Here is an 11,677-nt window from a genome sequence, read left to right on the forward strand (position 1 = left end):
CCTCCCTCAGACCTTTTCGACGTCAGGCTTGCCGAGCAGCCCGGTCGGACGGAACAGCAGCACCAGCACCAGCAGGCTGAACGCAACCACGTCCTTGTACTCGGCCGGCATATAGCCCGAGGCGAAGGTCTCCGCCAGGCCCAGCAGCACGCCGCCGAGCATCGCGCCCGGGATGCTGCCGATGCCGCCCAGCACCGCCGCGGTAAAGGCCTTGATGCCGGCGATAAAGCCGATAAAGGGATTGAGCTTGCCGATGGTCAGCCCGATCAGCACGCCGCCCACCGCCGCCAGCATCGCACCCAGCACGAAGGTGAACGAGATCACCTTGTTGGTGTCGATGCCGAGCAGGTTGGCCATGCGCATGTCTTCGGCGCAGGCTCGGCAGGCACGGCCCATGCGCGAACGGCCGATAAACAGCGTCAGCGCGATCATCAGCACCAGCGTCACGCCGACGATCAGCAGGCGCGAGTACGGCACCGTCACGGTGAAGTCACTGCCCATCTGGAACTCGATGGCGCCCGAGATCAGCACCGGCACCGACACGTCGCGTGCGCCCTGCCCGATCTGGACATAGTTCTGCAGGAAGATCGACATGCCGATGGCCGAGATCAGCGGCACCAGCCGCGGTCCGCCGCGCAAGGGCCGGTATGCCACCCGCTCGACCGCATAGCCGTACACCCCGGTGACCAGCACCGAGACCAGCAAGGCGGCGCCCAGCACCAGCGGCAGGGGGTAGCCTGCCTGGGCGCCGATCGCGGTGAGCGTGACCAGGCCGACATAGGCACCGATCATGTAAATCTCGCCGTGCGCGAAATTGATCATGCCGATGATGCCGTAGACCATTGTGTAGCCGATGGCGATCAGCGCATAGATCGCACCCAGCGTCAGGCCGTTGACCAGCTGCTGGGTGAACTGTGGAAGGAATTCATTCATTGGGGAAGCCTCAGGAACTTGAAGCCCGATACCAGAACGCCCCGCCCGGGGTCCGGGCGGGGCGTGTGCGTGGAAAGGCTCCGGCTTAGTTGGCGGCCGTCTTGCTGGCGTCCTTGTGCCAGGTGTAGACCACGAACTTGAAGGACTTCAGGTCGCCCTTGTCGTCGTACTCGACCTTGCCGATCGGGGTGGTGAAGGCGTTCTTGTGCATGTACGCCGCGACCTTGGTCGGGTCGGTGCTCTTGGCGCCGGCAATGGCGTCGCCGATGATCTTGACGGCGGCATAGGCCGGCATCTGGAACGGACCGTTGGCGTCACGCTTCTTGTCGGCAAAGGCCTTCACCAGCGCGGCGTTGGCCGGGTCGGCCGAGAAGTCTGCCGGCAGCGTCACCAGCATGCCTTCCGAGGACGGGCCGGCGATCGCCGTCACGTCCTTGTTGCCCACGCCCTCGGGGCCCATGAACGCGGCCTTCACGCCCTGCTCGCGCGCCTGGCGCAGCAGCAGGCCCATTTCCGGGTGGTAGCCGCCGAAGTAGACGAAGTCCACGCCCTGCGACTTGAGCTTGGTGATGACGGCGGAGTAGTCCGAATCGCCGGCGTTGATGCCTTCGAACACGGCGACCGGGATCTTGGCGGCTTCCAGGTCCTTCTTCACCGAGCTGGCGATGCCCTGGCCGTACGACTGCTTGTCGTGCAGCACCGCGACCTTCTTCGGCTTGACCTTGCCGATGATGTACTGGGCGGCGGCCGGGCCCTGCTGGTCGTCGCGGCCGATGGTGCGGAAGATGTACTTGCGCTTCTTGGTCTCGGTCAGCTGCGGTGCGGTGGCCGACGGCGTGACCATGACGATGCCTTCGTTCTCGTAGATGTCCGAAGCCGGGATGGTCGAGCCCGAGCACACATGGCCGATCACGTACTTGATGTTCTGGCTGACGATCTTGTTGGCAACTGCCACGGCCTGCTTCGGCTCGCAGGCGTCGTCCATCATCACCACTTCGAACTTGTTGCCGCCGGCGCCGCCGTTGGCATTGAGTTGTTCGATCGCGGTCAGCGCACCGGCCTTGACCATGTCGCCATACTGCGCCACCGAGCCGCTCATCGGGCCGGCAATGGCGATCTTCACGGTTTCGGCGTTGGCAGCGGCGCCAAGGGTGGCCAGCACGGCGGCCAGCGAGATGGACGTAAGACGGGACAGCGTCATCAGGAGCTCCTCGATTTATGTTTGGGTCAACCGGGCAGAAACGGTGTGACCTGCGCAATCGAACAACACCCGCGGACTACGAATAAAGACGCCCGAGACGCGGAAGACGGGCCTGCAAGGGAGAGACAGCTTATGCGGGGCCCGGCATGTGTCAGTCCCGCTGAGGTACGGGGACCAAGGTTCGGAAAGACAACGTTTGATGCGTTCTCTATTGCGCAAGCGATTCGCCTGCCCCGCTTGCCGCACCGCATGCCGGAAGGGTGGCCCGGCTGCCGTCGGCAAAGCAGCCCGCATTATAGGGTCAAATTTCCTGCCGCAGGCGAAAATCGCACAACAAATGCGGAACTGAATTGACAGACTGAGACACAATTCTCCGCAAATTGCCGTTCTCACCACTTATCCGGCAATTTCCTGCTCCCTGCCCTGCTGCGACGCACAAGGCACTCCGGCCCAGAAACACAAACGCACCGGCGGGCCGGGGCGTTTGTGATTGCTGCATCGCGCAGCCGGATGACAAGCCAGCGATCAGCGCTTGGCAACGTCCGGCACGTCGCGGGTAGCTGCGCCAACGAACAGCTGACGCGGACGACCGATCTTGTATTCCGGATCGGTAATCATCTCTTCCCACTGCGAGATCCAGCCCGGGGTGCGGGCCAGCGCGAAGATGCAGGTGAACAGCGAGGTCGGGATGCCCAGCGCGCGCTGGACGATGCCCGAGTAGAAGTCCACGTTCGGGTACAGCTTGCGGCTGACGAAGTACTCGTCTTCCAGCGCGATCTTTTCCAGCTCCATGGCCAGCTTGAACAGCGGGTCGTTGTGCAGGCCCAGCTCTTCCAGCACTTCGTGGCAGGTTTCGCGCATCAGCTTGGCGCGCGGATCGTAGTTCTTGTACACGCGGTGGCCAAAGCCCATCAGGCGCACGCCCGAGTTCTTGTCCTTGACCTGCTTGATGAACTCGTTGATGTTGTCGACGCTGCCGATTTCTTCCAGCATCTTCAGCGCGGCTTCGTTGGCGCCGCCGTGGGCCGGGCCCCACAGGCAGGCCACGCCGGCGGCGATGGCTGCGAACGGGTTGGTGCCCGACGAACCGGCCAGGCGCACGGTCGAGGTCGACGCGTTCTGCTCGTGGTCTGCGTGCAGGATGAAGATGCGGTCCAGCGCGCGCTCCAGCACCGGGTTCACGGTGTACGGGGCGCACGGCGTGCCGAACATCATGCGCATGAAGTTGCCCGAGTAGGACAGGTCGTTCTGCGGGTAGATGTACGGCTGGCCGATGTTGTACTTGTACGCCATGGCGACCAGGGTCGGCATCTTGGCGATCAGGCGGATGGCCGAGATCTCGCGCTGGTGCGGATCGTCGATGTCCATCGCGTCGTGGTAGAACGCGCTCATGGCACCGACCATGCCGGTCAGCACGGCCATCGGGTGCGCGTCGCGGCGGAAGCCGCGCATGAAGAACTGCATCTGCTCGTGAACCATGGTGTGGTTCATCACGTGGCCGACGAATTCTTCCTTCTGTTTGGCGTTGGGCAGTTCGCCCTTGAGCAGCAGGTAGCAGGTTTCGAGGTGGTCGCACTTCTGCGCCAGTTGCTCGATCGGGTAGCCGCGGTACAGCAGTTCGCCCTTGTCACCGTCGATATAGGTGATCTTGGAATTGCACGAAGCCGTCGACATGAAACCGGGGTCGTAGGTGAACTTACCGGTCTGTCCGTACAGCTTGCGAATGTCGATTACGTCCGGGCCAACGGTACCCGTGTAGATCGGCAGCTCAACGCTGGGGGAACCATCGGAGAACGATAGCGTGGCTTTCACATCGGACGGCGTCATGTCGGATCCTTCAAATGCTGTGAATAATAATGTTGACCAAAACTCAGACCGTACGCAGCAGGGTGATCACTCGCTGCATCGGGGGCGTGTCGAGCTCACCGTCCAGTTCCTTGCGCGCAAGGAGCAGGTCCATCAACTCGTTGTCGCTGAGTTCGAACAGCTCGCTCAACGAAGCCACGTCCTCGTCGGACAGGCTCTCCTCGTAACGGTTGAAAAAACGTTCGACGATGATGTCGTTCTCCAGCAGACCGCGGCGGGCGCGCCAGCGCAGACGTGCGCGCTTGTGCGGGTCGGCCTGATGGGAGAAGGTGGTGGCAGGACTCTCAGTCATGGCTTCCTACTTTCGGCGCGCCAGCCAGATATAGCCGCTCTGGCTGACGCGCCGCTTACTACTGCAGACAGCCGCAGGCTCAGACCGCGCGGCGGACCATCAGCTCCTTGATCTTGCCGATGGCCTTGGTCGGGTTCAGACCCTTCGGGCACACATCGACGCAGTTCATGATGCTGTGGCAGCGGAACAGGCGGTACGGGTCGTTCAGGTTGTCCAGGCGCTCGTTGGTGGCCTGGTCGCGGCTGTCCGCGATGAAGCGGTAAGCCTGCAGCAGGCCGGCGGGGCCGACGAACTTGTCCGGGTTCCACCAGAACGACGGGCACGACGTCGAGCAGCTGGCGCAGAGAATGCACTCGTACAGGCCATCCAGCTCGTCACGCTCTTCCGGCGACTGCAGGCGCTCTTTCTCGGGCGGCGGCTCGTCGTTGATCAGGAACGGCTTGATCGAGTTGTACTGCTTGAAGAAGTTCGTCATGTCGACGATCAGGTCGCGCACCACCGGCAGGCCGGGCAGCGGACGCAGCACGATGCGGTCCGGCAGCTCGCGCATATTGGTCAGGCAGGCCAGGCCGTTCTTGCCGTTGATGTTCATCGCGTCCGAGCCGCACACGCCTTCGCGGCACGAACGGCGGAACGAGATGGTCTCGTCCAGCTTCTTCAGCTTGACCAGCGCGTCCAGCAGCATGCGCTCGTGACCGTCCAGCTCGACCTCGTAGGTCTGCATGCGCGGTGCCGCATCCTTGTCCGGATCGTAGCGGTAGACTTCGAAAATACGCTTCATTTCTGTGGGTCCTGTTGTCTCTACGATGCGGTGCTCAGAAGGTACGGGCCTTCGGCGGCACGCTTTCCACCGTCAGCGGTTCCATCTTCACCGGCTTGTAGTCGAGGCGGTTGCCTTCGCTGTAGAACAGCGTGTGCTTGAGCCAGTTCTGGTCGTCGCGATTCGGGAAGTCGCTGTGCGCGTGGGCACCGCGCGATTCCTTGCGGGCGGCCGCCGAGATCATGGTGGCCTTGGCCACTTCCACCAGGTTGGCCACTTCGAGGGCTTCCACCAGCGCGGTGTTGAAGACCTTGGACTTGTCCTTCAGGTGGATGTTGTCGGCACGCTGCGACACTTCCAGGATGCGCTCGACGCCTTCGTCCATCAGCTTCTGGGTACGGAACACGCCGGCATGCGACTGCATGTTCTTGCGGATGTCGTTGGCAACGTCCTGCGTGTACTCGCCCGAGGACGACGACTGCAGCTTGGCCAGGCGCGACAGCGCCAGGTCGGCGGCGTCGGCCGGCAGCGGCTTGTGCTCTTTCTGCTTCAGGTTCTGGGCGATGATGTGGTTGCCGGCGGCGCGGCCGAACACCACCAGGTCCAGCAGCGAGTTGGTGCCCAGGCGGTTGGCGCCGTGCACCGACACGCACGAGCATTCGCCGATCGCGTAGAAACCGTTCAGGACTTCGTTCGGGTTGCCGTTCTTAGGCACCACGACCTGGCCGTGATAGTTGGTCGGGATACCGCCCATCTGGTAGTGGATGGTCGGGACCACCGGGATCGGTTCCTTGATCGCGTCGACGTTGGCGAACTTCATGCCGATTTCGCGGATCGACGGCAGGCGCTTCATGATGGTCTCGGCACCGACGTGGGTCAGGTCGAGCAGCACGTAGTCGCCGTTCGGGCCGCAGCCGCGGCCTTCCTTGATTTCCTGGTCCATCGAGCGCGAGACGAAGTCACGCGGCGCCAGGTCCTTCAGCGTCGGGGCATAGCGCTCCATGAAGCGCTCGCCGTCCTTGTTGCGCAGGATACCGCCTTCGCCGCGCACGCCTTCGGTGATCAGCACGCCCGCGCCGGCCACGCCGGTCGGGTGAAACTGCCAGAACTCCATGTCTTCCAGCGGCACGCCTGCGCGCGCTGCCATGCCCAGGCCGTCACCGGTGTTGATGAAGGCGTTGGTGGAAGCTGCATAGATACGGCCGGCACCGCCGGTCGCGAACAGCGTGGTCTTGGCTTCGAGGATGTAGACCTCGCCGGTTTCCATTTCCAGCGCGGTCACGCCCAGCACGTCGCCGTCCTGGTCGCGGATCAGGTCCAGCGCCATCCACTCGACGAAGAAGTGGGTCTTGGCGCGCACGTTGCGCTGGTACAGCGTGTGCAGCAGCGCGTGGCCGGTACGGTCAGCCGCGGCGCAGGCGCGCTGCACCGGCTTTTCACCGTAGTTGGCGGTGTGGCCGCCGAACGGACGCTGGTAGATGGTGCCGTCGGGGTTGCGGTCGAACGGCATGCCGAAGTGTTCGAGCTCGTACACGACCTTCGGGGCTTCACGGCACATGAACTCGATGGCGTCCTGGTCACCCAGCCAGTCCGAGCCCTTGATGGTGTCGTAGAAGTGGTAGTGCCAGTTGTCTTCGCTCATGTTCCCCAGCGAAGCGCCGATGCCGCCCTGTGCCGCCACCGTGTGCGAGCGCGTCGGGAACACCTTGGACAGCACGGCCACGTTCAGGCCGGCTTCCGCGAGCTGGAGGGATGCGCGCATCCCGGCGCCGCCAGCACCGACGATGACCACGTCGAAACGGCGACGCGGCAATCCAGTCTTGACTGCGACCATTTATTACACCCTCCAGAGAATCTGAGCAGCGTAGCCCGCGCAACCGACGAGCCACAGAATCGTAAGAACTTGCAGCACGAGGCGAACCGCCATCGGACGCACATAGTCCATCCAGATGTCGCGCACGCCGATCCAGGCGTGATACAGCAGCGACAGGATGGTCAGGAACGTGATGATCTTCATCCACTGGTTGGAGAAGAGCCCTGCCCACGCTTCATACGAAGCGCCGTTCGACAGCAGGAAGGCAATGGCCAGGACCACGGTGAAGACCACCATGATCACGGCCGTGACGCGCTGCGCCAGCCAGTCTTTCAGGCCGTAGTGCGCACCGACGACAAGACGCTTGGGACCGATATTATTGTTTGCCACCTTGATTCTCCTCAGAACAGGCCGAACAGCTTCAGGCCGAAAATCAGGGTAAGCAGCAGGCTCACAACCAGCACGCCGATGGCAGACTTGGCCGAGGCCGGCTTGGAAACGCCGACGTGCACATCCAGCAGCAGGAAACGGATACCCGCGCAGAAGTGATGCAGATAACCCCAGATCAGGACCAGCAGAACCAGCTTGACGAAGCCACCGGACAGAAGCGCCGAGAACTTTGCGAAGCTCAGTTCCGAAGTTATGCTCTGCTCAAACAGATACAGGACGAAGGGAAGGAGGAGGAACATCAGTGCACCGCTCACGCGATGCAGGATGGATACCTTGCCGGCCCAGGGCAACCGGTAGCGCGCAATCTGCGCGATACCGATATTCCGGTACTCCGGCCTGGCTTGTTTGACGGCTTCAGCCATGCGAGACCCCATTTGCGGTAAACAAAAAACGAAACTGCCACTGCCCTGCATGCAACGGGATGCATTAGGGCAAATCCATGAGATTTTAGCGCCTTTGTTGCGCGCTGCACCAATAATTTTCAGCTATCAGGCACCAACAGGTGCCGCCCGACAATCGCACACCAATCACATCCGGCGGGCAATCCAGCGCAACATTAGCCGCGCCGCGCAACAGCCCGCACCGTCATGACGAAAGCCACAATAATCAACGCCAGCGGGCGCATCATGCCATGCGCCGGCGTCAGCTCAGGTCGTTCTGGTAATAGTGCCGCGTAGTCACGTACAGCCCGCGGCGCACTTCGACGGGGCGGTCGCCATAGGTGTACGACACCCGCTCGACTGACAGCAGCGGCGAGCCTACCGGGACAGACAGCAACTCGGCCGCGGTTTCATCGGCAGGCACGGCGCGGATCTTCTCCGAGGCGCGGATCATGCGCGTACCGAACTCGGCCTCGAACAATGCATACATGGGGCCCTTCCACTCGGTCAGCTTTTCAGCGGTGAGGCCCTTGAAGTTGGCGCCGAGCAGCCAGATTTCATCCAGCACGGTCGACTCGCCCGAGAAATTCAGCACGCGGCGGATCTGCACCACGCTGTCGCCGGTGCGGATGTCGAGCAGCCGGGCAATTTCGGCGGGGGCGCGCAGGCGCTTGCATTCCAGCACGCGGCTGGCGCCATAATGGGGTTCGCCTTCGTCCGGGACGAGGCGCAGGAAGCGGAACTTGACCACGTCTTCATGGTGCGTGGTCACGAAAGTGCCCTTGCCCTGCCGGCGCGCCACCAGGTTCTCGGCGGCGAGTTCATCGATGGCCTTGCGCACCGTGCCCTGGCTGACCTTGTAGCGCGAGGCCAGCTCCATTTCGCTGGGGATCATCTCGCCGGGCTTCCATTCGCCGGATTGCAGGCTGCGCGTGATCAGCGCCTTGATCTGCTGGTAGAGCGGACTGAAGGTGGGCGACGGCACGGACTGCAGACCAGAGGCGGGACCAGAGGCGGGACCAGATTGCGGGGCCGCCTGCGGCACAGGCGCGGGCGGCGAAGAAGGCGGCTGCGCCCCGGCGCCAGGCGTGGCGGCGCCAGATTCCGGCGCGCCGGGTGCGGCTGCGCCAGTCAGGGACGTAGGCAGGGAGGACATAGCGGGATTTCACCACAAAAGGGCAAGATACGTCCAGCCTTACGTTAATTGTCTTATGTCTTATATAAGACATATGAGTTGACATCACGGGAGGCCCGGCCTACACTCGCGCTGGTCCACGCCCGCGATGGCCCCAGGCACGCCAGCAGCAGTCAGGATACCGGAATGTGTCGGCCCGGCAGAATCCCGGCAGCGCTCCGGTCTGGAAATGGCGCCACGCTTCGCAGTAGACTAACGCTTTGTTGCATCACCATGACCCGTTGTGGCTCTCCCTCACCGGTTCCGCCCCGTGGCCCCGCCACCTGGCTCCGGCGGACGGCCGCTCCCCGCTGTGGCGACAACCAGCACCCGGTGACCCGCCGCACCCCTTGTTACGGCAACGGCATGCCACCGACCGGCTTCCCCCCTTCTATCGTTTGGAGATTTACTCATGGCTAAAGCCCCAATGCGCGTCGCAGTGACCGGCGCCGCTGGCCAGATCGGCTACTCCCTGCTGTTCCGCATCGCCAATGGCGACATGCTGGGCAAAGACCAGCCGGTCATCCTCCAACTGCTCGACCTCCCGCAAGCCCAGCAAGCCGTCAAGGGCGTGGTGATGGAACTGGAAGACTGCGCGTTCCCGCTGCTGGCCGGCGTGGTCATCACCGACGACCCCAAGGTTGCCTTCAAGGACGCCGACGTGGCCCTGCTGGTTGGCGCCCGTCCGCGCAGCAAGGGCATGGAGCGCAAGGACCTGCTCGAAGCCAATGCCCAGATCTTCACGGTGCAGGGCAAGGCGCTGGACGAAGTCGCCAGCCGCAACGTCAAGGTGCTGGTGGTCGGCAACCCGGCCAACACCAACGCCTACATCGCCATGAAGTCGGCACCGAACCTGCCGCGCGAGAACTTCACCGCGATGCTGCGCCTGGACCACAACCGTGCCCTGTCGCAAATCGCCGCCAAGACCGGCAAGCCGGTGTCGTCGATCGAGAAGCTGTTCGTGTGGGGCAACCACAGCCCGACCATGTACGCCGACTACCGCTATGCCACCGTCGACGGCAAGAGCGTCAAGGACCTGATCAACGACCCGGTGTGGAACAACGACGTGTTCCTGCCGACCGTCGGCAAGCGCGGCGCCGCCATCATCGAAGCGCGTGGCCTGTCGTCGGCTGCTTCGGCCGCCAACGCTGCCATCGACCACGTGCGCGACTGGGTGCTGGGCACCAACGGCAAGGTCGTCACCATGGGCATCCCGTCGAACGGTGAATACGGCATCCCGGCCGACACCATGTTCGGCTACCCGGTGACCACCGCCAACGGCAAGTACGAGATCGTCAAGGGTCTGGAGATCGACGCCTACAGCCAGGAAAAGATCAATATCACCCTGAACGAACTGGAAGAAGAAAAGGCCGGCGTGCAGCACCTGCTGGGCTGATCCTCCGATCGCTCGAGGAAAGACCGGGGTTCCGCAACGATTCACGAATCAGTGCGGACCCCGGTTTTTTAATATCCAGGGGCTACGATGTCCCCTTGCTCTCCCCCCTCAACCCAAACCGGTCCGAATCAACGTGCATCCTTCCGAGGTCTTGTTCCAGGGCGAAGCCATCCCGGTCCAGTTGCCGGTGTGTGACCACTACGCGGGCAGCGAAAAGCTGATGCGCAAATCGCTTGCCCTGCAACAAGAGCTTGGCCCGGTCTTCGACATCACCTTCGACTGCGAGGACGGCGCCGCCGTCGGCCGTGAGAGCGAGCATGCCGAGCTGTGCGCGCAACTGGTCAACAGCCCGCTCAATGCCCACAATCGCGTCGGCGTGCGCATCCATGACCCGGCCCACCCGAACTGGCGCGAGGACGTCGACGTGCTGGTGCGCGCCGCCGGCGCGCGCCTGGCCTATGTGGTGGTGCCCAAGGTCAGCGACGTGGTCGAGGTTGCGCGCGTGACCGATCATGTCAACCAGGTGGCGCGCAATGCCGGCATCGCCCGGCATATCCCGATCCATGTGCTGGTCGAGACCCACGCCGCGCTGGAACAGGCCTTCGATATTGCCGCGCTGGTGCAGGTGGAATGCCTGAGCTTCGGCCTGATGGACTTTGTCTCGGCCCATCATGGCGCCATCCCGGGCGAAGCCATGCGCTCCCCACAGCAATTCGAACACCCGCTGATCCGCCGCGCCATGCTGGAGATCTCCGCCGCCTGCCACCGCCACGGCAAGGTGCCGTCGCACAACGTCAGCACCGACGTGCAGGCGCCGCAGCGCGCCGGCGACGATGCGCTGCGCGCGCGCAGCGAGTTCGGCTACCTGCGCAAATGGAGCATCCATCCGGGCCAGATCGCGCCGATCGTGGCGGCGTTCCGCCCCGGTGCCGAAGAAATCGGCGCGGCCAGCCAGATCCTGCTGGCCGCGCACGAGAACAGCTGGGCCCCGATCCGCCACGAGGGCCAGCTGCACGACCGCGCCAGCTACCGCTACTACTGGTCGCTGCTGCAGCGCGCGCAGGCCACCGGCACGCCGCTGCCGGCCAATGTGGAGGCATTGTTTTTCGCCTGAAGCCGATACCCGTACCAAAAACAAACAGGGCAGCGCCCAAGGAGACACGGATGTCCGCCTCGAAGTTCGCCGCACCCGACGCTGCACCCGACGCCACGGCCAGCGAGCCGGCCGCGCCCCGGGTCAAGAAATCCGTCGCCCTGTCGGGCGTGACCGCCGGCAATACCGCGCTGTGCACCGTCGGCCGCACCGGCAACGACCTGCACTACCGCGGCTACGATATCCTCGACATCGCCGAGACCTGCGAGTTCGAGGAAATCGCCCACCTGCTGGTGCACGGCAAGCTGCCGACCAAATC

General features: G+C 63.6%; 12 protein-coding genes. 3 read left to right on the forward strand and 9 right to left on the reverse strand.

Translation table 11 applies throughout. From position 1 onward, the window contains the following. Positions 1-6: 6 nt before the first annotated feature. The 9 genes from livH to AC1Q6V_RS31100 all read right to left on the reverse strand — a co-directional run bounded on the left by livH (position 7) and on the right by AC1Q6V_RS31100 (position 8,851). The gene (livH, locus tag AC1Q6V_RS31060; RefSeq protein ID WP_010814623.1) at positions 7-933 is read right to left on the reverse strand and encodes a high-affinity branched-chain amino acid ABC transporter permease LivH; all 927 of its coding nucleotides are present in this window, start codon (positions 931-933) and stop codon (positions 7-9) included. Positions 934-1,018: 85 nt separating this feature from the next. After that, entirely contained in the window at positions 1,019-2,134 is a 1,116-nt protein-coding gene (locus tag AC1Q6V_RS31065; protein WP_011615745.1) for a branched-chain amino acid ABC transporter substrate-binding protein, read from the reverse strand. 525 nt (positions 2,135-2,659) lie between these two features. Next, the gene (gene gltA / locus AC1Q6V_RS31070) at positions 2,660-3,961 is read right to left on the reverse strand and encodes a citrate synthase (RefSeq protein WP_010814621.1); all 1,302 of its coding nucleotides are present in this window, start codon (positions 3,959-3,961) and stop codon (positions 2,660-2,662) included. Between the two features lie 43 nt (positions 3,962-4,004). Then, on the reverse strand, positions 4,005-4,292 hold the full coding sequence (locus AC1Q6V_RS31075) for an FAD assembly factor SdhE (protein ID WP_010814620.1): 288 nt from the start codon (positions 4,290-4,292) through the stop codon (positions 4,005-4,007). A 79-nt stretch (positions 4,293-4,371) separates the two neighbouring features. After that, complete coding sequence (locus AC1Q6V_RS31080; RefSeq protein ID WP_010814619.1) at positions 4,372-5,073, reverse strand: succinate dehydrogenase iron-sulfur subunit; 702 nt, start codon at positions 5,071-5,073, stop codon at positions 4,372-4,374. 34 nt (positions 5,074-5,107) lie between these two features. Next, on the reverse strand, positions 5,108-6,886 hold the full coding sequence (gene sdhA / locus AC1Q6V_RS31085) for a succinate dehydrogenase flavoprotein subunit (protein WP_010814618.1): 1,779 nt from the start codon (positions 6,884-6,886) through the stop codon (positions 5,108-5,110). 3 nt (positions 6,887-6,889) lie between these two features. Next, a complete protein-coding gene (gene sdhD, locus AC1Q6V_RS31090) occupies positions 6,890-7,255 on the reverse strand; it encodes a succinate dehydrogenase, hydrophobic membrane anchor protein (RefSeq protein ID WP_010814617.1) in 366 nt (121 codons plus the stop codon). Between the two features lie 11 nt (positions 7,256-7,266). Then, the gene (sdhC, locus tag AC1Q6V_RS31095; RefSeq protein ID WP_010814616.1) at positions 7,267-7,677 is read right to left on the reverse strand and encodes a succinate dehydrogenase, cytochrome b556 subunit; all 411 of its coding nucleotides are present in this window, start codon (positions 7,675-7,677) and stop codon (positions 7,267-7,269) included. 280 nt (positions 7,678-7,957) lie between these two features. Then, entirely contained in the window at positions 7,958-8,851 is an 894-nt protein-coding gene (locus AC1Q6V_RS31100; protein WP_454750360.1) for a GntR family transcriptional regulator, read from the reverse strand. Positions 8,852-9,281: 430 nt separating this feature from the next. Between AC1Q6V_RS31100 and AC1Q6V_RS31105 the strand changes: the two genes are divergently transcribed. The 3 genes from AC1Q6V_RS31105 to AC1Q6V_RS31115 form a co-directional block, all read left to right on the forward strand. Then, a complete protein-coding gene (locus AC1Q6V_RS31105) occupies positions 9,282-10,265 on the forward strand; it encodes a malate dehydrogenase (RefSeq protein WP_010814614.1) in 984 nt (327 codons plus the stop codon). Between the two features lie 133 nt (positions 10,266-10,398). Beyond that, positions 10,399-11,379, forward strand: coding sequence for an HpcH/HpaI aldolase/citrate lyase family protein (locus tag AC1Q6V_RS31110; RefSeq protein ID WP_010814613.1), 981 nt, complete (start codon positions 10,399-10,401; stop codon positions 11,377-11,379). A 50-nt stretch (positions 11,380-11,429) separates the two neighbouring features. Next, positions 11,430-11,677, forward strand: a 248-nt coding sequence (locus tag AC1Q6V_RS31115; RefSeq protein ID WP_492316748.1) for a citrate/2-methylcitrate synthase, incomplete at its 3' end; no start/stop codon positions are given.

This window comes from Cupriavidus sp. GW823-FHT07B10 (genome assembly GCF_058794355.1).

Coding starts and splice junctions, on each gene's coding strand:
- AC1Q6V_RS31080 (WP_010814619.1), bottom strand. CDS start 5,073: ATGAAGCGTATTTTCGAAGTCTACCGCTACGATCCGGACAAGGATGCG.
- gltA (WP_010814621.1), bottom strand. CDS start 3,961: ATGACGCCGTCCGATGTGAAAGCCACGCTATCGTTCTCCGATGGTTCC.
- AC1Q6V_RS31065 (WP_011615745.1), bottom strand. CDS start 2,134: ATGACGCTGTCCCGTCTTACGTCCATCTCGCTGGCCGCCGTGCTGGCC.
- sdhC (WP_010814616.1), bottom strand. CDS start 7,677: ATGGCTGAAGCCGTCAAACAAGCCAGGCCGGAGTACCGGAATATCGGT.
- AC1Q6V_RS31100 (WP_454750360.1), bottom strand. CDS start 8,851: ATGTCCTCCCTGCCTACGTCCCTGACTGGCGCAGCCGCACCCGGCGCG.
- AC1Q6V_RS31105 (WP_010814614.1), top strand. CDS start 9,282: ATGGCTAAAGCCCCAATGCGCGTCGCAGTGACCGGCGCCGCTGGCCAG.
- livH (WP_010814623.1), bottom strand. CDS start 933: ATGAATGAATTCCTTCCACAGTTCACCCAGCAGCTGGTCAACGGCCTG.
- sdhA (WP_010814618.1), bottom strand. CDS start 6,886: ATGGTCGCAGTCAAGACTGGATTGCCGCGTCGCCGTTTCGACGTGGTC.
- AC1Q6V_RS31075 (WP_010814620.1), bottom strand. CDS start 4,292: ATGACTGAGAGTCCTGCCACCACCTTCTCCCATCAGGCCGACCCGCAC.